Here is an 18,317-nt window from a genome sequence, read left to right as displayed (position 1 = left end):
TTTTTCAGCAAAACCAGCATTTATCTCTATGATAATCCGGTCTATTTATAAAAAACCTTATGTTACACAGTATGTACTAATCAATAGATTGTAAGGGCAAATACAAAGGGCAACGGTTGATTTTTCAACAATCTGTTACGGTAGACCAGGTTAATAGTATATATTCTTGCAATCTATGTCTTTGAACTACATCAATACACTGTCAATTAATAAAATGTGAGAGAAAGTATTTAAAAAGTGTTGGGAAGTGTAGTAATCCAAGGGTAAAGATACTGATCCGGTGTGGAATGCAAACATCCAAATGTCAGAGAATCCAATGAGACACAAACTACTTTTCCATTACTTTGAAATTAATATAAAACACGTTTGAAAGGAGAAAATGATGTCAAATTTATTCGATCTAACCAACAAGACAGCCATCGTTACCGGTGGCGGATCCGGTTTGGGTAAACAAATGGCTATTGCTCTGGCGGAAGCAGGCGCAAATGTCATCGTATGTTCCCGAAAAATTGAAATGTGCCAGAAGACAAGTGATCAAATCAAAGAAATGGGCACAGACTCGCTTGCGTTAACTTGTGATATAACAAAAATGGAAGATATTCAAAATGTCATCGATAAAACACAGAAACAGTTTGGAAACATCGATATTTTAATTAACAACAGCGGAACCTCATGGATGGCCCCATTGTTTGATACACCAGCTGATAAATGGGATAAGGTCATGGGGGTCAATGTGAAGGGAACCTTTTTATTTTCGAAGGAAGTCGGTAAATTAATGACCAAACAAAAATCCGGAAAAATTATCAACATTGCTTCCGTAGCAGGAATGAAGGGGCAGCCAGCTTCTTTTATGAATGCATGGGCTTACTCAACAAGCAAAGGAGCTGTAATTGCCATGACAAAAGATTTAGCGGCAAAACTTGCACCATATAATGTACAAGTAAATGCCATCGCTCCCGGATTATTTCTAACAAAGTTAACAGAAGGGTTAAGTCATGTCAGGGAGCCTTTACTTGAGAGGATTCCTTCAGGCAGATTCGGTTCCGAGGAAGACCTGAAAGGAACTGCGGTATTCCTAAGTGCTGATGCCTCCAATTATGTGACAGGTCATACCCTGGTTGTGGATGGTGGTCTAAATGAAACCCTCTGAGTTTAACATTGAACTAAATGAAGATCTACTGAAAGAATTGGATCTGGATGATCTGTATAAGTCTTTAAAAGATAAAGGCGTGGAAATCGAAACGCAAGTCAATGAAACTATTCAGGAGTCTATTTCAAACAATAAATTAATCGAACTTTCATCCCTTGTTACTCCATTCCTCACCCAACTTATTACGAAATTAAAAGAGAATTCAGAGGTATTCTCCAGTTTGATGAATATCCCCACCAAAGATGATTTGGCAAGCACCACTAAATTGGTAATTGAAACACAGGAAAAAATGGATGCGTTGGAGGAGCAAAACTGGCAATTAATCGACCTGAATAAAAAATTATTGGATATGTTATCTCAAACCAGTGAATGGACAGCTCGAATGGAAAAACTTGAAAAAGAGCGCCTGATCAACGATATCATCTCGGAAATCAGCTGGGATATAAAGGGGTGAAATGAATGAAGAAAGCTGACACCTTGACAAATCAGGACAAAGAAAAAGCACGCTGGAAAAATATCGTGAATATATCCAGTGTGGACCCAAATCAGGAAGTAACAAAGAGAATACCAATATGGAAAAAAAATAAAAGCGTATTATGGTATTATCCTTCACCCTGTAAGAAACATGACGTTCCCGTTTTTCATGTTTATTCCCTTATAAATCAAGCATATATTTTGGATTTAGCACCCGGATCAAGTTTAATTGAAGGATTTGTCAATAATGGCTATGACGTGTATGTTCTGGACTGGGGAGAACCCAGATATGAAGATAAAGATTTAAAACTTGAACATTATATTTTGGACTATCTTCAAAAAGCCGTTCAACGCAGTCTGCGTCATTCAGGTGCATCTGAAGTTTCAATGATTGGTTATTGTATGGGTGGAACGCTAGCGGCAATATATGCTGCTATTGCTGATGAGCCAATTAAAAATTTAATGTTAATGACGACACCAATTGATATGAGTCATCCACCTGTTGTTGAAAAATGGGTTCAAGCTGTTCAGAAAGGTGATTTTGATTTCAACCCGTTAATTCGTGCATGGGGGCTGATGCCTGCTCCCTTTATAAAAGCCGGTGTCCGTTTAGTAACGGTTCCAATTTATTTTACCCACTATCTTTCACTGCTCCAACGATCCTATAATGATCAATATGTTGCAAGATGGAAACAATTTAATCAATGGACGAATGACCATATTCCGTTTCCCGGGGAAACACTCTGCGACTTTGTCGATATCGTTGCAGACAATAAATTAATCAATGGCGGTTTGCAAATAAAAGAAAAAAATGTAGACCTTAAAAATATTTCAGCCAATTTATTAGTAATTACCACAAGTGAAGACCGTTTAATCCCAGAGGAAATGTCCAAACCGGTCATGGATAAAGTAACCAGTAAAGATAAGCAATACGAATATCTGAAAGGCGGCCATGTTTCTTTAGCTATAAAAGGAAAAATGCCGGATGTTTTAGAGGAATGGCTTTCTGAAAGATCCTAAAGTTACTCAACCAAATAACTCCAGCGGTATATTACCGCTGGAGTTATTTTATAAATGTTATTTTTTTCAATGGAAATTCCTCAATCTTTGCAGAAACAAATTTTTTTCCTCCTCTTTTTTTCCATGTTCATATTGTTCTTTGTTAATGAGTTCGGCTTTCTTCATAGAATGTATAATATTTTTCCCCTTTTTAACACCGGGCATTTCCGAGACAATTTTTAATACATCTATCACATTACAACTGCTATCGGTTTCTAAGTATCTTGAAACACTTATTTCCTTTCTTCTCCCCACGTGACCATAATGGCATATAACTTTCCAATACTTCATGTTATTCGGCCCCATTTATAAGTTTTTATCCCTTACAGATGTATATTTTATAAACCCTGATTTTCTATGAATTTTAGATAGAGGACGCTGGCTTATACGTCCCCCTTTACATGTATTCTATGAATAATCCATGAAAGAATGTCGGTATTTGTCCGGTTTTTCATAAAAAAGGCACTTGTCTACCAGACCGGCAGTTTTTCTGACGTTGTTTCGTAATAGAAGGGAAAAATAGACTATTATCTATAACACGCTCATTCTATTTCAGACATACATTATTAGAGAAAAGGAGGTGTATATCGTGAGTAAAGGCGAAGATCTTAGTAAGATCTCGAATCAAATTATCGATATGCTGGTTGGTACAACATTAAAGAAACACGGAGTAGAACTGGGTAAAAAAGAGATTGACCCAAAAGAAAAAGAAGAAATTAAAAAAATGGTCGAAAATCTGCGGGAAAGCGTTGAGGCAATATCCAAGAAGAAGAAAACGGAAAAAAGTGAAGATAAAAAAAATGATAAGACTAAAAAAGAATAATATCAATCCAAATATAAGAGCAGTCGCACCTTTATGGACTTCTCTTTTAAACATTTGGCTTAACATTCTGGAACATGCTAAAGAAGATTCCTGCAAATAAAAAATAAACTTTCGCGATGATCACCGAACAAGATCACTATTTACCTCACTATAAGGGGGAGCCTCTGACATATGACCAATATAAAAATAGGTGTACATGCTAAGGCAATCACCCTTACTACTTGAATCTTCCAGCATATGATATACCACAAGGAGGTGAGACACAGAATGTCAAAATCAGGTTATGATAACCGCAGCAGATCATATGTGATAGAAAAGCGGAAGGCTCAATCAAAATCACATCACTGTGCAATGCCGGAAACGTGTAATTGTCAACAGCCAGAATCATGTTCGTGCCATCAGCAAGATTCGTGTCCAAAGGAGTGGAATGCTCTGGACCCAACCATGTGTCATCCTTTTGATAATAACGCAGATATTACGCAGCAACCAGATGCAACTTTAAATAATGTTCAACAATCCTTTGATTCAATTGTTATTAAAGACTCATGTGATGTTGAAGTAGATACAACTGATACTCAGGCAGCAGTAAATATTCAGGTTGCCATTCAAGCCGCAATTGCTTTGGTTATTAGCGTATCAATTGCAGATAGTGATAAAGTAGAGACAATAACGCAGGAACTAACTTCCAAATTAAAAACCAGCCAGGTGAATAGACAACAAACTTATATCCAAAATTCACGCGGTGTAAATGTATCCACTAGTGATACAGATGTTGCAGTAAATGCTCAAATTGCACTGCAAGTATTAATTGCATTGGTTGTTAGAATTGGTGTCCTGTAATATTTAGGTTGGTGTAAAAAAGAGGTAGGGGCTCCTCAAAGGTGACAACGGGAAACACTGTGGGAGACTCCTTACCTCTCCAAAATTTTGTGAAATAATATATCATTGAATTCGTAATTAGCTGTCTATTGTCAGGTTAGGATAAAAGTTTATTTTTTTTATCCTATTCATCATAAGAACCCATTGTGAAAAGATAAAACTCGATTTCCTATAAAGAGGAATCCGGGTTTTTTTTTGCTGCATATTTTTGACAGATTTCAGGTGTACCTTTACCCCTGCTGAATACGCCTCAGGCCCTAGACAAAAATATAGCTGTGGTTGCTTACATCCCTCGCACATTGCGTTTACGATGAATATACTACTAAAAATGGTGAGGGAGATTCCTGATGGAAAAAAAGGAAATCTATTTGCTGCTGACTGATACGGGGACACTTTTTACAAAAACAATAAAACTCTACACGAAAAATCCATTCAATCATGCGTCAATTGCATTTGACGGCACATTGACAGAATTATACAGTTTTGGAAGAAAGAATATCCATAACCCTTTCATTGGCGGCTTTGTAAAAGAAAATATACATGACAACCTGATGCGGGAGGCTGACTGTGCCATTTACAGCCGGTCCATTCCTGCAGAACAGTGTGAAAAGATGATAAACTATATCCAGAAAATCAAGGAACAACAAGATCAATATCGATATAACCTGCTTGGATTATTTGCGATTATCTTACGTATCCGTTTCAATAGAGAGAACGCCTTTTTCTGTTCTCAATTCATCGCTACCGTTTTGGCAGAATGCGGGGTCACAACATTTCCGAAACCGCCTTCCCTTGTTACACCACATGACTTGCCGCAAGTAGCAGGGTTTCAATTGGTTTATCGTGGAAAACTTAGTGATTTCCATACGCATCCAAACAAAGTGAACAGGCATATACAAAACACCACCCACTAACTTTTTTTCTTGAAAGCCATCGCACGCAAGATTTTCCAAAAAAATCCATGTGGTGCCTGTCACCTGTCGAATAGCTTGACTATTTTGGTGAGTTCTATTATCATTATCTTGAATTCAAAATAAACATTGCCAGGGGATGGTGCTATGCGTGAAAATTTATCGTTGAAAGCTTTTGTTGTGCTGATGAAAGCTTCAAAAACGGTTGAAGAACAGATTAAGAAGGATATTAAAAGCCATGGGATCAGCACTACGGAATTCTCCATTTTGGAAGCACTTTACCATAAAGGAAAACTCACTGTTAACCAAATTTGTGATGCAGTTTTAATCAAGAGCGGATCCATGACATATGTCGTTAATAAACTATATGAAAGAGGTTTGCTTGATCGGAAACCCGACCATAAAGACCGCAGAGTAATTCATGTGTACCTGACAAGTAAAGGCGAAAAACTGATGGACGAAATATTCCCGAAACACCAGGAAGTAATCGAACAGATTTTTGATGTAATTAATACCAAGGAAAAGGAATCGATGATCAGGATTTTAAAACAAGTCGGCTTACAGCAAAAAGAGCAATAAAAAGGAGCGTAATCAATCATGAAACATATTTTTCAACAAGGCAATGATGCAACGAAACCAACATTTCTCCTGCTTCATGGCACAGGAGGGACTGAACAGGACTTGCTCCCGCTGGCTGAAGCTATCGACAAAGACGCAAGTGTGCTAAGTGTTCGCGGAAGCGTTTCGGAAAATGGCATGCCGCGGTTTTTTAAGAGACTAGCGGAAGGGATCTTTGATGAAGAAGATCTCATCAAGAGAACGAAGGAATTATATGAATTTCTGAATGAAGCTGCAGAGCAATATGATTTCGACAGGAACAATATAGTAGCAATCGGCTATTCCAATGGTGCCAATATTGCCGGAAGTCTGCTGTTTCATTATGAGGATGCCTTAAAAGGCGCCATTTTGCATCATCCAATGGTTCCACGCCGCGGCATTGAGCTTCCTGACCTGTCAGGAAAGCGTATCTTTATCGGAGCAGGAACAAACGATCCAATCTGTTCACCACAAGAATCAGAGGATTTGAAAACATTGCTTGAAAATGCAGACGCCAATGTTGAACTACACTGGGAGAACAGGGGACACCAATTAACCCCAAGTGAAGTTCAAGCTGCTGCACAATGGTACAGGAGCTAACAGTCAAAAAGGCTGGGACATATCAAAAGGTGTAATCCAAAAGACGAACAATAGGGAATTTAGCGTAGTATATTTCCGGAGCTGTTTTTTCTTTGGATAAAACACTTTTGTCCCAGTCCCAGCCACTTTTAAATGATTATTCAGCGGCCACCAGACGAATCCTATTGCCTGAAGGATCTTTCGTAATGTAATCATTATCATCTTTCTTCACATCTGCGCCAATGTTTTCCAAACATTTGACAACCTCTTCCCTTGTCTCCCTGTCCGGATATACAAGTGTAAACCAATTAAGTCCAGCACTGTTTTCAGATGGAGCCGGTGCACCTTGTCCATTCCAGATATTCAAGCCGATATGATGATGGTAATCACCGGTTGATATGAAAAGTGCTCCCGGATACGTCGTTACAATTTGAAAACCCAGCGCATCCATATAAAATGGTTTCACTGCCTCCAGATCAGCAACATGCAAATGAATATGCCCCATCACAGTATCATCCGGCAGACCGTGCCATTCATCTTTGCTTTCCGCCAGTAAACTTTCCCCATCAAGCGGATCCGTTCCCATCGACACTTCATTTTCGGTCCATGTCCATTCCGAAGAAGAGCGGTCCCGATAAACCTCAATTCCATTGCCATCCGGATCGGACAAATAGAGCGCTTCACTCACATAATGGTCCGCCGCTCCAATCTGTATCCCAGCACGCGCAATATGCCTTAGAAATGCGGAAAGGTCAGCCCTTGACGGCAATAGAATTGCAAAATGGTACAAACCTGTCGTCCGTATCTCCTTTCGCATAGCATCGTCAGGCTGTTCCAATGTCAAAAGGGCAGTATTATGGTCAGCAGTTAACACTGCTTTGTTTTCCGTTTTTTCCAGTACATCAAATCCAATGACAGACTGGTAAAATTCAATTGACCTTTCCAAATCGGTTACATTTATGTTTACCTCGCCAACATAAGTTGCCGGTTTCACAAAAAATTTTTGCTCCATTAAGATAGACTCCTCTATTTTTAATTATTTATTATAATTTGGTTACTTTATGTAAGTAATTATACAAAGTACACTCGATTTTGTCAACGTGAACAGAACAAAAGCACAGGCTCCCGTTTAACAACGTACAAACACGCCGGACGTGGCTCATTTGGTAATTAAAACAACCCGGCGCTTAAACTTCACCGGGTTGTTTTAATTATTTATCTCCTTTTTTAATACTGATAAATTTCTGTTCCATCATCTCGCGCATTGCGTATTTGACACCTTCTCTGCCGACGCCGCTGTCTTTCCAGCCACCGTATGGCATGTTGTCAATTCGGTATGTCGGGATATCATTAACAATAACCCCGCCAGTTTCAAGTCGTTCCGCAGCGTAAAACGCACGCTCCAGGCTTGGTGTCATGACCCCTGAATTCAGACCATAGCGCGAGTCATTGGCATCATCAATAGCCTCTTCAAGCGTATCAAACGGGAAAATACAAACCATTGGACCAAAAATTTCATTACGAAATACCTTTGAATCACGATTCACATTCGTCAATACAGTCGGCATCATCACATTTCCTTTCACACCACCCCCGCATTCCACTTCCGCTCCTTCCTGTACTGCCTCATCCAGCCAGTTTTGGAGACGTTCCAGTGACTTCTTGGATATGACTGCGGTGATATTGGTTTTTTCGTCAAACGGTGAGCCGATAACAAGCTGTTTTGTACGGGTAACAAAACGCTCCAAAAATTCATCGTAAAGGGATTGATGAACATAAATGCGCTGAATGGAAATACATACCTGCCCATTATAGGAAAACGCCCCCTGAACACTGCGCTCGATTACCTCGTCAATATTCACTCCCTCATCAATGATAAACGGGGAATTGGAGCCAAGTTCCAAGGTCAGTTTTCGAAAACCAGCCTGCTGCTGAATAACATGCCCAACCTCAACACTACCTGTAAACGTCACTTTCTTCACATATGGGTGTGTTGTTAGTGCCTCACTCAGGACATCACCTTTACCCGTAATGATATTCAATACCCCGGCAGGAAGCCCAGCTTCTTTAAAAACTTCAGCTAAAAACAGCGAACTTAACGGTGTCTGTTCAGCGGGCTTCAGTACAATGGAATTTCCTGCTGCAATTGCCGGGCCTACCTTATGAGCAACCAAATTAAATGGAAAGTTGAACGGCGTAATGGCCGTGACAACACCAAGTGGAGTCCGCTTGGTATACCCGAAACGATTCTCTCCCCCCTCGGCCGCATCCATCGGTATCCGTTCGCCATAATTGCGCTTTGCCTCTTCGGCAGAAAAACGATAAGTCTGAACGGTCCGGCTGATTTCCTCCTGGGCATTGCGGATTGACTTGGCACCTTCTTTCGCAATAATTTTGGCACATTCATCCCCGCGTTCTTCAATAATGGTTGCGGCCTTAGCTAAAATTTTTGCTCTGGCATGTGCAGGATATTCCCTGAACTTATTAAATGCTGTTTGCGCCTCAACGATGGCTTCCACTGCATCTGATGGCTCAGCCTGCCCAATCTGTGCCAATTCCTCTTCAGTATGCGGATTTGTCAATGTTTCATAGTCTTTTGGTTCACGCCACTTTCCGCCAATCCATAATTTCCATTTCTTTGACATCTGTTTTACCTCCTACAGCTTACAAATATAATCCCCAAGTTGTTCGGTTAGTTTCATGTTTTCCGAATAATCAACATCCACATCTACAAGAACGATTTCTTCACTTGCTAATGCCTCATCCAAAGCAGGAAGCAGTTCATCCGAATGTTCCACCTTTATTCCTTTTGCCCCAACACTTTTAGCAAATTCCATAAAATCCGGATCGGTGAATTCGATTCCATTCGTCCGGTCAAATTCCTTCAGCTGTTTCCACTCAATCAATCCAAACTTGGAATCATGAAAAATAATTACTACAAATGCAAGTCCGAGACGCTTTGCTGTGACTAGTTCTGCTGCATTCATCATGAATCCGCCATCCCCTGTGACTGCAACAACCGGTTTTTCGGGATTGGAAAGTTTAGCAGCAACCGCCCCGGGAATCGCAATCCCCATAGATGCCCAGCCATTCGATATAATGGTATGGTTCGGTTTATCCGGCTGATACATACGGGCAACCCATAATTTATGTGCACCAACATCTGAAATTACGATTGCTTCCCCTTTTTCCGCTTTCTTTAAATCTGCAAGAATACGCTGGGGCTTGACCGGGCTGCCGGACTCTTCATCTGAAGCGTGCAGCTTTTCCTCAAGCTGGGTTTTTAATTCTTTCACTTTGGGCCATAATTCCTTTTGCTGTATACGTTCCGACAGTTCATTGAGTGATTCCTTTACATCACCGACCAACTCCGCTTCCGTCGGATAATATGCATCAACTTCAGCCGGCAATGTATCCAAATGGACTATTTTGTGCATTGCTTCATCATTCCAGTATTTGGGCAGATACTCGACAAAGTCATACCCGACCGTAATAATAAGATCTGCTGTATCAAATCCACAAAGCACATAATCCTGTTCCTGCATCCCAACTGTATATAATGTCAATGGATGATCTGACGGGAGGACCCCTTTGGCCATAAATGTGTTGGCGACCGGAATATTGACTTTCTCAGCGAATTTCTTTAATTCAGTAGCTGCATTGTCCCGTATAACTCCATTTCCGGCAAGTATAATTGGGCGTTCTGCACGTTTAATCAATTCAACCGCTCGCTTTACCTCACTTTCATCCGGCTGTGAAATGGGAATGGAAGATACCGGAAGCGGTTCTCCCCCCGTATCCGTCATTGCAATGTCTTCCGGAAGTTCCACATGCACAGCACCTGGTTTATCCAGCTGTGCAGTTTTAAACGCCTTCCGGATAATTTCCGGAATCGTATGGGCCACCTTAATCTGCTGGCTCCACTTGGTAATTTCCTCGAACATTCCAACAATGTTGACATGCTGATGTGATTCTTTATGAACCCGTTCCAAACCAGCCTGCCCAGTAATGGCAACAACCGGCGAATAATCAAGGTAAGCATCGCCTATACCTGTCATCAGATTGGTCGCACCCGGTCCAAGTGTTGCCAGGCACACACCCGTTTTACCTGTCAGCCGTCCATAAACATCAGCCATAAACGCTGCTGCCTGCTCATGAAACACATCGATAAACTGAATATCTGAATCAATCAAGGAATCCATCAAATCTGTATTTTCCTCTCCCGGTATTCCAAAAATATACTCCACACCTTCATTTTCGAGACACCGGACAAATAAATCTGTAGCCTTCACCAAAATATCACCTCTATGCTGCTGTTTTTGCTTATTATTCCATCACTGCAAGGGATTATGTAAAAACGACAGTAACAAGTTTTTTGACTCTGCAGAAAATATGGTACGCTTAACACATCAATTCACATTTGGCAGGTGAAGGCAATTGATTATCAGAGAACACACAAACGAATTTATTATGATTGAACAGGATGACCATGCCCATCTATCCGGTAAATTTCTTCAGAATTGGAAAGACAATTTATTTAACGGAAAACAAATGAGGGAATCAGTTGAAAAAGCTGTCCATCATCATGATCTTGGTTGGAAAATGCTTGACAAACAGCCGTTTTGGAATGATGCAAAACTTGCGCCATATACGTTTGTTGATTTCCCGTTATTGCCGAAAACGGTCTTCTATAAACACGGAATTGAGGAGGTCATTAAGATGGATCTTTATGCCGGGCTTTTGTGCAGCCGGCATTATACAAACTTTCTGTTGGGTGATGATTCTCAGGAAGCTCGGCAATTTGTTAGAGATGAGCAAAATCGGCAACGGGATATTAAGAAGTCTCTCTCATTTTTTGAGACAGAACTATACGATTTACATTACGGATACCTGCAATTTTGTGACAGTCTTTCGCTTTATGTATGCTTGAATGAACCGGGAATTACTAAAGCAAACGAACATCCATTTTTTCAAGAAGGGATACCCATTGCATATTTGCAAAAACTGTTCGGAAAGGAAACTGTCCAGGCAAATTGGACAGATAACAACACCATTAAAATCAATCCATTTCCGTTCGCGAAACCATTTATGATCACAATAAAATATAAATGTATTGCGAAAGGTACTATTGCCGAACAAGGTTTGCTCAATAGTTATCAGGGAACAATTCCAAAAACCTATGACGTTTTACTAACTGGAAAAAATGTATAAAAAACAAAGCGAAGTCCAATATAAATTTGTATCACCTATAAAATCAGTTGACATATCATATAGATAATGATTAAATGAAAATAGATTTTCAAAGGGGAGTAGCTTTTACAGTAAAGTCGTCATTACAGAGTTTAAAACTCTCGGCTTTACCGGCAACTTACGGCGTTGTTAGCAAGACCTTTGCCAATGGTGGTAAAGGTCTATATTTATAAATAGAGACTTTTACCATTCAGATTGGGTAAAGTCTCTATTTTTGCTTTATGAAAGGAGAAAAACCGATGGAGTCATTACTTTTGGAATATGGATGGACACTATTAATTCTAATTGGACTGGAAGGTATATTATCTGCTGACAACGCATTAGTACTGGCAGTAATTGCAAAACATCTGCCGAATGATCAAAAAAAGCGTGCGATCGACCTTGGTATCTATATGGCATTTGTTTTTCGGTTCATTGCGATTTTTCTTATCTCGTTTCTGGCAAACGTCTGGGAAGTTCAGGCAATCGGTGCCGCATATTTAATCTATCTTGGCGGAAAACACGTATATCAAAACGTGTTCAGTTCAAAAGATGCTGATGATAAAGATGATGCTGATAAGGCCGGGATGGGATTCTGGCCAACTGTAGCAAAAATTGGTATTGCTGATGTTGCATTCGCAATCGATTCAATTCTTGCAGCGGTGGCACTTGCCGTAACATTACCGGAAACACCATTGCCAAAATTTGGTGGAATGGACGGCGGTCGTTTTACCGTAATTGTTCTGGCAAGTATTGCAGGACTTGTTTTGATTAAATTTGCTGCCAATTGGTTTGTAAAACTGCTGGATAAACGACCTGGGCTGGAAACAACTGCCTATTTAATTGTTGGCTGGGTTGGTGTGAAACTTGCGGTCATTACACTTTCGCATGAAGATGTAAGCATCTTGCCTGAAGGATTTGCACACAGCACCATCTGGACCATCACATTCTGGACAATTCTACTTGGTATTGCAGTCATTGGCTGGTTTGTATCCGGAAAAACCGGTGAACAAAAACAGGCCAACGATGGAGCTTCATCATAAAAGACGAACCATTCGGGCGGGGTGGTTGATTCCTTCGCCTTGACGGTTGATTTTCGCCCGGTGGAGGTTGATTCCTTCGTCTTGAAGGTTGATTTCTATACAATGTTGGTTGATTTTGCGTGTCTGTTGGTTGATATCAGCTTTAGAAGGTTGATATACCATCTTTTAAACATAACTCTTTTTCTTCAAAATAAATATGGTTGGGATATTTGTCGATATTTCCCGGGAAATATCGACAAACCCTCTCACAATATCCGAAAAATATCATTAAATTCTTTATCCGTGAATATCCCGTTTATTGTAGCTGAAATAACCTGCAAAGATCAGTGCAACTGCTATAACCGTTAATAAACCAATACTAGTCACACTCATGTCTTCAACAGGAATTTGCGGGACATGACCAAATGGTGATACTTTCCCCATCCATTCAGGAAAATTGAGCATCTCCCCTAGATAGACAGCCACAAATGAATACGTCAAATACAGCCAAGTTATGCCGGTCAAACGTTCCTTATATCCAATTAGGAATACAGCCGCCCCAACTATCACCCACATAGCCGGAAAATAGACAGCCGCCGATTGATACAGCATTCCAAAAGCCAATCCGTTTTCCATTACAGAAGCTGCTGCTGCCCAAAGCCCAATCACAGCGAGCGACTGCATCAGAAAACTGACGATGATGCCAACCGCAACATAACAGCCAAGCAGTTTTGTCCGTGATACTGCACGACTGAGGAAATGTTCAACCCGACCCTTTTTCTCTTCGCCCTTCAGCTTCAACACTGCCATGAGTGCCGGAACTGTGCCGATCATTGCCATTACTGCCATCAAAATTGTTGCAAACTGCTCCGTCAATGAATACCCGGACTCCCGGTTAATCAGGTTTTCTGCTATATCCATTTCCGAAAAAAATGTTTCCAAATCACCAAAAACAGACCCATATGAAGCACCTATGACAAACATGCCGACTGCCCATGATATAATCGACGTCCGCTGTATTCTCAATGCAAGCCCTATTGGACTTTGCAAAAAACGTGTTGCATAATTTTTCCCCGGTCGTGAGGGCAAAAAGCCTGCCCCCAAATCACGGATTGCATTCAGATACAGTGCAAGCAGCATAAGAATAACCGCAGTAAAAACCGTCAACAACACCGGCCACCAATAATTATTCACATAGGACTGCGACTCCAAAATCCAGCCTAACGGTGAAACCCAGCTAAGTGTACCATCGCCTGTATCGCCAATTGCCCTGAGGATATATGCTATTCCTAAAATAGTTATTGAAAACCCAATTGTACCTCTTGCATTTTCGGAAAGCTGGGCAAACAATGCAGCCACGCCTGCAAAGAATATTCCGGTCGCACCTAGAGCAGATCCATACAGAAGGGATCCTTCCAAATCCATACTTTCAATGTTCATGATGTACAACCCAAATCCAATAACCAGAGCAAACAACACATTTATTACTGATACTGCTATCAATGTTCCGTTCAAATTGAACAATCTGCCAACCGGTAATGAGCGAATCATTTCAATTCGACCTGCTTCTTCATCCGCTCGTGTATATCTGGCCACGAAAAGTATACTCATAATTGCAAATGCAAGTGCTGTAAAAAGAAGCATCTGATTGGCCATCATTGCACCGAATGTATAGCTGTTTTCTGAAAACAGCGGACCCACCATTGCCTCCATAGCCGGATTTTTCATCGTCTGCAACATGGCAAGCCGATCCGCTTTATCCGGGAACATTTCGGTGAATGAAACAGCAACTGAAAAAGTCAAAATAGCGAGAGCTGCCAACCATATTAGCGTTCGCAGCCACTCCCGGCGAAAAATAAGTCCGGAAAACTTTCCAGTATTTTTGGTAAGTCCTTTTATCATTAGGAGACACCTCCATGATGATGGCTTACAGACGTCTCTTTTCCTTCATAATGCCGCATAAACAGATCCTCAAGGGTCGGTGGTGCACTCTCCAGTTTCACCACCCCAAACTGACTAATATGCTTCATCACCTTATCAAGTTTTTCTGTATCCACCTGAAAGGAAAGAGCATGTTCTTTTGCTTCCACATCATGAACACCGTGCATGGTTTCCAGCGAATGCAGCGGTTCCTTTGTCTCAACAAGTAAATTCGTTCTTGTCAGATGACGCAAATCACTCAAAGAACCGCTTTCTATTATTTTCCCCTGTCGTATGATGCCGACAGTGTCACAAAGCTTCTCCACCTCTGACAAAATATGACTGGAAAGAAGAATACTTTTTCCAGCCTGTTTTGCGTCCATTACACATTCCTGAAAAACTCGTTCCATCAACGGATCAAGTCCTGAGGTCGGTTCATCCAATATATATAAATCAGCATCCGACGAAAAAGCAGCAATCAATGCGACTTTTTGTCTGTTGCCTTTCGAATATGTCCGGCACTTTTTCGTTGGATCAAGATCAAACTGCTTTATCAGTTCTTCGCGCCTGCTTTTATGATTGGACCCGCGCAGTTTAACGAAAAGGTCAATTACTTCCCCGCCGGTCAAGTTCGGCCACAGATTTACATCACCTGGGACATAAGCAATCCGCTTGTGAATATCAACTGCTTCCTTCCAAACATCCTTACCGAATATCTGTGCTTCCCCTGAAGTTGCCTTTAATATTCCCAGCAGTATACGGATTGTAGTGGACTTTCCAGCCCCGTTCGGTCCAATAAACCCGTACACTTCTCCCTTATTCACTTCCATGTTAACCCCATCCAAAGCAACAAATTTACCAAACTTCTTTGTTAAACCAGCTGTCCGCAATACCGTCAATCAGAACCCTCCTCTTATTGGTAAAAGCATTTCTTTAATACATCAAGATACCCGTAAAACTCTTCCCAGTATGGAGTGAAATCGACGTCCGTCATTTTCTCCCCCTTCAATCGTGCAATAATTTCATTCTGATAGCCATCCAATGCCCACTGGATCAATTTGAATGCTTTCTTCACATCAACATCTTCCCTGAATAGTGATTTGTCGATGTTTGCATACATAATATCCTGTCCCTGTTCCATTAATTGTTCATATCGTTTTTCCAAGTTTTCCGGTAAATCGGTATCATGATGAAGTAAAAATGTTCCAAGAAAATTAAATACACTGGGATTCTCCACAAAGCATTTCATCTTAATATGTGTGGCATGCTTAAGGCGCTTGATAAAATCTGTTTCATTCATATCGATTAATGATAAATACTCATGTTCCGTCACATCCAGCGCATACGATACCAGATAATGATACAATTCTTTTTTACTGCCGAAATAATAGAAAAGCATTCCTTTTCCAATCCCGGCATTTTTAATTATTTGATTTGTTGATGCACGCTCATATCCATTCTCCGCAAATTCCTCCAGCGCAGCATTAATGATCCGCTGTTGTTTTGCTTCATCAACTGATTCGAATTTATCTGAAATGACATTTCACCCCTTTACATCTAATATTATTCGACAAAATCCGGGTGGTGCCAGTCACTAGACCAATACGGTCGATTATAATATAACATCTTAGACCACCCCGGTCAATGTCATAAAGACAATAAAAAAGACTTCTATTTAGAAGCCTTTGTGTTTATTTCTGTTCTTTTTAAAAAGGTTCCGCCATGTATTTTTTTGTAATCTTTTTATGCGGGCTTCAGCAACATACCTGTAAACAGCAGGGTTAAAGTACATCATCTTTCATCCTCCTTTTCCGGATCTCAATGAACACACTTTATATGTTACTGCGCCAAACGCTTTCTGTTGTCGGCTTTTTGGTTGAAATTTTACATAATAATTATCGTGCTGATAATGCAGGTCAAATGCGACTTCAGACGGAGCACTCCTCCGTAACTCACGTTATCCGCTGCATACAATTGTGTTGCAATGGACATGTCCCGCAGATGGGACGTTTTTTACAGTATGACTTTGCATGTTCTACAAGCAGCGCATGAAATTCCTTGAACACATGCAATTCATACGTCATTCGTGCTTCAACTTGCCTTCGAAAATCGTCATATGCTGCCGGCATATCAAATCCGTAACGATCAAATATTCGTCTTGCATACCCATCTGCTACAAATACCGGTTTTTCAAATGCATATACCAGCATTACATCTGCCGTTTCACGTCCGATCCCTTTAATATCGAGTAATTCTTCCCGTATACGAATCCCGTCCAATTCCCTGATTTGCCTGACATCGAAATCATACCGCTTAAACCATTCCAGAAATGCTTTAATCCGTTTTGCTTTTATATTGAAAAAACCACTTGACTGGATCAATTCTGCAAGCTTCCATTCCTGCAAATGATACATCAATTCCGGTTCCATATATGGCTTCACTTTAATAATTGCCTTTTCCACATTGCGCCAGCTTGTGTTTTGGACAAGTATGGCCCCAATCAGCATTTCAAAGACCGTTTCCGCTGGCCACCAGTGTTGTGGACCGTAATATTCATATAAGCTTCTATACATCCAATCGAAATCCTGCATACATTCCCCACCGAACTTTACGAAATTTTTACTGTAATGAAACAATGAATTCATCATCCTATTGTATCATTTATGGTGATAGAATCATCAACATGGAGGTGCCAAATGCGGTTGATACGAAAAATTTGCATCTGTATTGCAGCCATTATTTGCTACATGCACCTGTGAACGTTTTTCCCTCAAAACCCTTCATACTTTTTTTCCCGCCACATCTGTTATAATCTATTATTAGATATAAAATTCCAAATTGAAGTTTCGGAGGTATGCATATGTCTATGAAGAAAACATTAACACTTGCCGGGTCTGATTCAAGCGGCGGTGCAGGTATACAGGCAGATCTGAAAACATTTCAGGAGCATGGAGTTTATGGCATGACCGCTCTGACATCAATCGTAACCATGGATCCTGCTGACAATTGGAGCCATGGTGTATATCCAATTGATGTAAATATCGTAGGAAAACAACTGGACACAATCCTGTCAGTTGGTGTTGATGCCATGAAAACAGGTATGCTCGGATCTGTTGAGATTATTGAACTTGGCGCCCGGAAAATTGATGAATATAAACTGGACAAGTTTGTGCTGGATCCTGTTATGGTTTGTAAAGGGGAAGACGAAGTACTGCAGCCGGAGAACACCGATGCCATGCGTGAAGTACTTCTGCCGCGGGCAACACTGACTACACCAAACCTGTTCGAAGCTGGACAGCTTGCACAAAATGGTCCAATTAAAACAACGGACGGCATGAAAGAAGCAGCTGTAAAAATTCATGAGCTTGGTGCTAAAAACGTCGTCATTAAAGGCGGAAAAGCGTTTGATCATGAAAAAGCAATTGATCTTTTCTATGATGGAAAAGACTTTACGGTGCTGGAAACGGAGAAAATTGACACAACATACAACCATGGTGCCGGTTGCACATTCGCTGCCGCAACGACAGCCAATCTTGCGAACGGACTGGCAGTCAAAGAATCGGTCGAAAAGGCAAAAGAATTTGTCACTGCAGCAATTGCACACGGCTGGAAGATGAATGAATATGTCGGTCCGGTTATGCATGGAGCATACAATCAATTCAAAAAATAAACTG

The 18,317-nt window shown here is 40.7% G+C and carries 19 protein-coding genes; 11 read left to right on the top strand and 8 right to left on the bottom strand.

The annotated features are described in order from the left end of the window. The first annotated feature begins 382 nt into the window (after nucleotides 1-382). From B1K71_RS01170 to B1K71_RS01160, 3 genes are read left to right on the top strand one after another with little or no spacing between them, the layout of a single operon-like run. The gene (locus B1K71_RS01170; protein WP_245799120.1) at nucleotides 383-1,150 is read left to right on the top strand and encodes a glucose 1-dehydrogenase; all 768 of its coding nucleotides are present in this window, start codon (nucleotides 383-385) and stop codon (nucleotides 1,148-1,150) included. Then, nucleotides 1,137-1,604 (top strand): hypothetical protein, encoded by a 468-nt coding sequence (locus tag B1K71_RS01165; RefSeq protein WP_077324193.1) that lies wholly within the window; start codon nucleotides 1,137-1,139, stop codon nucleotides 1,602-1,604. The genes B1K71_RS01170 and B1K71_RS01165 overlap by 14 nt, the downstream gene beginning before the upstream one ends. A gap of 5 nt (nucleotides 1,605-1,609) precedes the next feature. Continuing rightward, entirely contained in the window at nucleotides 1,610-2,644 is a 1,035-nt protein-coding gene (locus tag B1K71_RS01160) for an alpha/beta fold hydrolase (RefSeq protein WP_077324192.1), read from the top strand. A 66-nt stretch (nucleotides 2,645-2,710) separates the two neighbouring features. Here B1K71_RS01160 and B1K71_RS01155 read toward each other — a convergent pair whose 3' ends face one another. Beyond that, the gene (locus tag B1K71_RS01155; protein ID WP_077324191.1) at nucleotides 2,711-2,974 is read right to left on the bottom strand and encodes a hypothetical protein; all 264 of its coding nucleotides are present in this window, start codon (nucleotides 2,972-2,974) and stop codon (nucleotides 2,711-2,713) included. Nucleotides 2,975-3,272: 298 nt separating this feature from the next. Between B1K71_RS01155 and B1K71_RS01150 the strand changes: the two genes are divergently transcribed. From B1K71_RS01150 to B1K71_RS01130, 5 genes are all read left to right on the top strand, one after another. After that, nucleotides 3,273-3,506, top strand: a complete 234-nt coding sequence (locus tag B1K71_RS01150; protein WP_077324190.1) for a hypothetical protein — start codon at nucleotides 3,273-3,275, stop codon at nucleotides 3,504-3,506. Between the two features lie 267 nt (nucleotides 3,507-3,773). Further along, nucleotides 3,774-4,346 (top strand): spore coat protein, encoded by a 573-nt coding sequence (locus B1K71_RS01145; RefSeq protein ID WP_245799119.1) that lies wholly within the window; start codon nucleotides 3,774-3,776, stop codon nucleotides 4,344-4,346. 386 nt (nucleotides 4,347-4,732) lie between these two features. Continuing rightward, on the top strand, nucleotides 4,733-5,299 hold the full coding sequence (locus B1K71_RS01140) for a hypothetical protein (RefSeq protein ID WP_077324189.1): 567 nt from the start codon (nucleotides 4,733-4,735) through the stop codon (nucleotides 5,297-5,299). A gap of 144 nt (nucleotides 5,300-5,443) precedes the next feature. Further along, nucleotides 5,444-5,875: a MarR family winged helix-turn-helix transcriptional regulator gene (locus B1K71_RS01135; protein ID WP_077324188.1), complete on the top strand. Its 432-nt coding sequence runs from the start codon at nucleotides 5,444-5,446 to the stop codon at nucleotides 5,873-5,875. 18 nt (nucleotides 5,876-5,893) lie between these two features. Continuing rightward, entirely contained in the window at nucleotides 5,894-6,493 is a 600-nt protein-coding gene (locus tag B1K71_RS01130) for an alpha/beta hydrolase (protein WP_077324187.1), read from the top strand. A 136-nt stretch (nucleotides 6,494-6,629) separates the two neighbouring features. On the opposite strand, the gene B1K71_RS01125 is transcribed toward B1K71_RS01130, so the two are convergent. The 3 genes from B1K71_RS01125 to B1K71_RS01115 form a co-directional block, all read right to left on the bottom strand. After that, nucleotides 6,630-7,484 (bottom strand): VOC family protein, encoded by an 855-nt coding sequence (locus B1K71_RS01125; protein WP_077324186.1) that lies wholly within the window; start codon nucleotides 7,482-7,484, stop codon nucleotides 6,630-6,632. 199 nt (nucleotides 7,485-7,683) lie between these two features. After that, entirely contained in the window at nucleotides 7,684-9,117 is a 1,434-nt protein-coding gene (locus B1K71_RS01120) for an aldehyde dehydrogenase family protein (RefSeq protein WP_077324185.1), read from the bottom strand. 12 nt (nucleotides 9,118-9,129) lie between these two features. Then, the gene (locus B1K71_RS01115; RefSeq protein WP_077324589.1) at nucleotides 9,130-10,764 is read right to left on the bottom strand and encodes an acetolactate synthase large subunit; all 1,635 of its coding nucleotides are present in this window, start codon (nucleotides 10,762-10,764) and stop codon (nucleotides 9,130-9,132) included. A 145-nt stretch (nucleotides 10,765-10,909) separates the two neighbouring features. Here B1K71_RS01115 and B1K71_RS01110 point away from each other — a divergent pair, with 145 nt between their 5' ends. Both B1K71_RS01110 and B1K71_RS01105 read left to right on the top strand, forming a co-directional pair. Next, nucleotides 10,910-11,683: a DUF3891 family protein gene (locus B1K71_RS01110; RefSeq protein WP_077324184.1), complete on the top strand. Its 774-nt coding sequence runs from the start codon at nucleotides 10,910-10,912 to the stop codon at nucleotides 11,681-11,683. Between the two features lie 278 nt (nucleotides 11,684-11,961). After that, entirely contained in the window at nucleotides 11,962-12,744 is a 783-nt protein-coding gene (locus tag B1K71_RS01105; protein ID WP_077324183.1) for a TerC family protein, read from the top strand. Nucleotides 12,745-13,020: 276 nt separating this feature from the next. On the opposite strand, the gene B1K71_RS01100 is transcribed toward B1K71_RS01105, so the two are convergent. The 4 genes from B1K71_RS01100 to B1K71_RS01085 form a co-directional block, all read right to left on the bottom strand. Then, nucleotides 13,021-14,625, bottom strand: a complete 1,605-nt coding sequence (locus B1K71_RS01100; protein ID WP_077324182.1) for an ABC transporter permease — start codon at nucleotides 14,623-14,625, stop codon at nucleotides 13,021-13,023. Then, nucleotides 14,625-15,542 (bottom strand): ABC transporter ATP-binding protein, encoded by a 918-nt coding sequence (locus tag B1K71_RS01095; protein WP_077324181.1) that lies wholly within the window; start codon nucleotides 15,540-15,542, stop codon nucleotides 14,625-14,627. The genes B1K71_RS01100 and B1K71_RS01095 overlap by 1 nt, the downstream gene beginning before the upstream one ends. Before the next feature lie 14 nt (nucleotides 15,543-15,556). Further along, nucleotides 15,557-16,132 (bottom strand): TetR/AcrR family transcriptional regulator, encoded by a 576-nt coding sequence (locus B1K71_RS01090; RefSeq protein ID WP_342742105.1) that lies wholly within the window; start codon nucleotides 16,130-16,132, stop codon nucleotides 15,557-15,559. A 463-nt stretch (nucleotides 16,133-16,595) separates the two neighbouring features. After that, nucleotides 16,596-17,234 carry an endonuclease III domain-containing protein gene (locus tag B1K71_RS01085; protein ID WP_077324588.1) on the bottom strand — a complete coding sequence of 213 codons (639 nt, stop codon included), beginning with the start codon at nucleotides 17,232-17,234 and terminating at the stop codon, nucleotides 16,596-16,598. Between the two features lie 269 nt (nucleotides 17,235-17,503). Between B1K71_RS01085 and pdxK the strand changes: the two genes are divergently transcribed. Then, nucleotides 17,504-18,313 carry a pyridoxine/pyridoxal/pyridoxamine kinase gene (pdxK, locus tag B1K71_RS01080; RefSeq protein WP_077324179.1) on the top strand — a complete coding sequence of 270 codons (810 nt, stop codon included), beginning with the start codon at nucleotides 17,504-17,506 and terminating at the stop codon, nucleotides 18,311-18,313. The last annotated feature ends 4 nt before the right edge of the window (nucleotides 18,314-18,317 follow it).

This window comes from Virgibacillus siamensis, from assembly GCF_900162695.1.
Lineage (GTDB): Bacteria > Bacillota > Bacilli > Bacillales > Amphibacillaceae > Lentibacillus > Lentibacillus siamensis_A.
This window is presented reverse-complemented; position numbering and strand designations above follow the sequence as displayed.

Bases quoted from the DNA above. Each gene is read 5' to 3' on its own strand.
- B1K71_RS01170 (WP_245799120.1), top strand. From the start codon at position 383: ATGTCAAATTTATTCGATCTAACCAACAAGACAGCCATCGTTACCGGT.
- B1K71_RS01165 (WP_077324193.1), top strand. From the start codon at position 1,137: ATGAAACCCTCTGAGTTTAACATTGAACTAAATGAAGATCTACTGAAA.
- B1K71_RS01160 (WP_077324192.1), top strand. From the start codon at position 1,610: ATGAAGAAAGCTGACACCTTGACAAATCAGGACAAAGAAAAAGCACGC.
- B1K71_RS01155 (WP_077324191.1), bottom strand. From the start codon at position 2,974: ATGAAGTATTGGAAAGTTATATGCCATTATGGTCACGTGGGGAGAAGA.
- B1K71_RS01145 (WP_245799119.1), top strand. From the start codon at position 3,774: ATGTCAAAATCAGGTTATGATAACCGCAGCAGATCATATGTGATAGAA.
- B1K71_RS01140 (WP_077324189.1), top strand. From the start codon at position 4,733: ATGGAAAAAAAGGAAATCTATTTGCTGCTGACTGATACGGGGACACTT.
- B1K71_RS01135 (WP_077324188.1), top strand. From the start codon at position 5,444: ATGCGTGAAAATTTATCGTTGAAAGCTTTTGTTGTGCTGATGAAAGCT.
- B1K71_RS01130 (WP_077324187.1), top strand. From the start codon at position 5,894: ATGAAACATATTTTTCAACAAGGCAATGATGCAACGAAACCAACATTT.
- B1K71_RS01125 (WP_077324186.1), bottom strand. From the start codon at position 7,484: ATGGAGCAAAAATTTTTTGTGAAACCGGCAACTTATGTTGGCGAGGTA.
- B1K71_RS01120 (WP_077324185.1), bottom strand. From the start codon at position 9,117: ATGTCAAAGAAATGGAAATTATGGATTGGCGGAAAGTGGCGTGAACCA.
- B1K71_RS01105 (WP_077324183.1), top strand. From the start codon at position 11,962: ATGGAGTCATTACTTTTGGAATATGGATGGACACTATTAATTCTAATT.
- B1K71_RS01100 (WP_077324182.1), bottom strand. From the start codon at position 14,625: ATGATAAAAGGACTTACCAAAAATACTGGAAAGTTTTCCGGACTTATT.
- B1K71_RS01085 (WP_077324588.1), bottom strand. From the start codon at position 17,234: ATGCAGGATTTCGATTGGATGTATAGAAGCTTATATGAATATTACGGT.
- pdxK (WP_077324179.1), top strand. From the start codon at position 17,504: ATGTCTATGAAGAAAACATTAACACTTGCCGGGTCTGATTCAAGCGGC.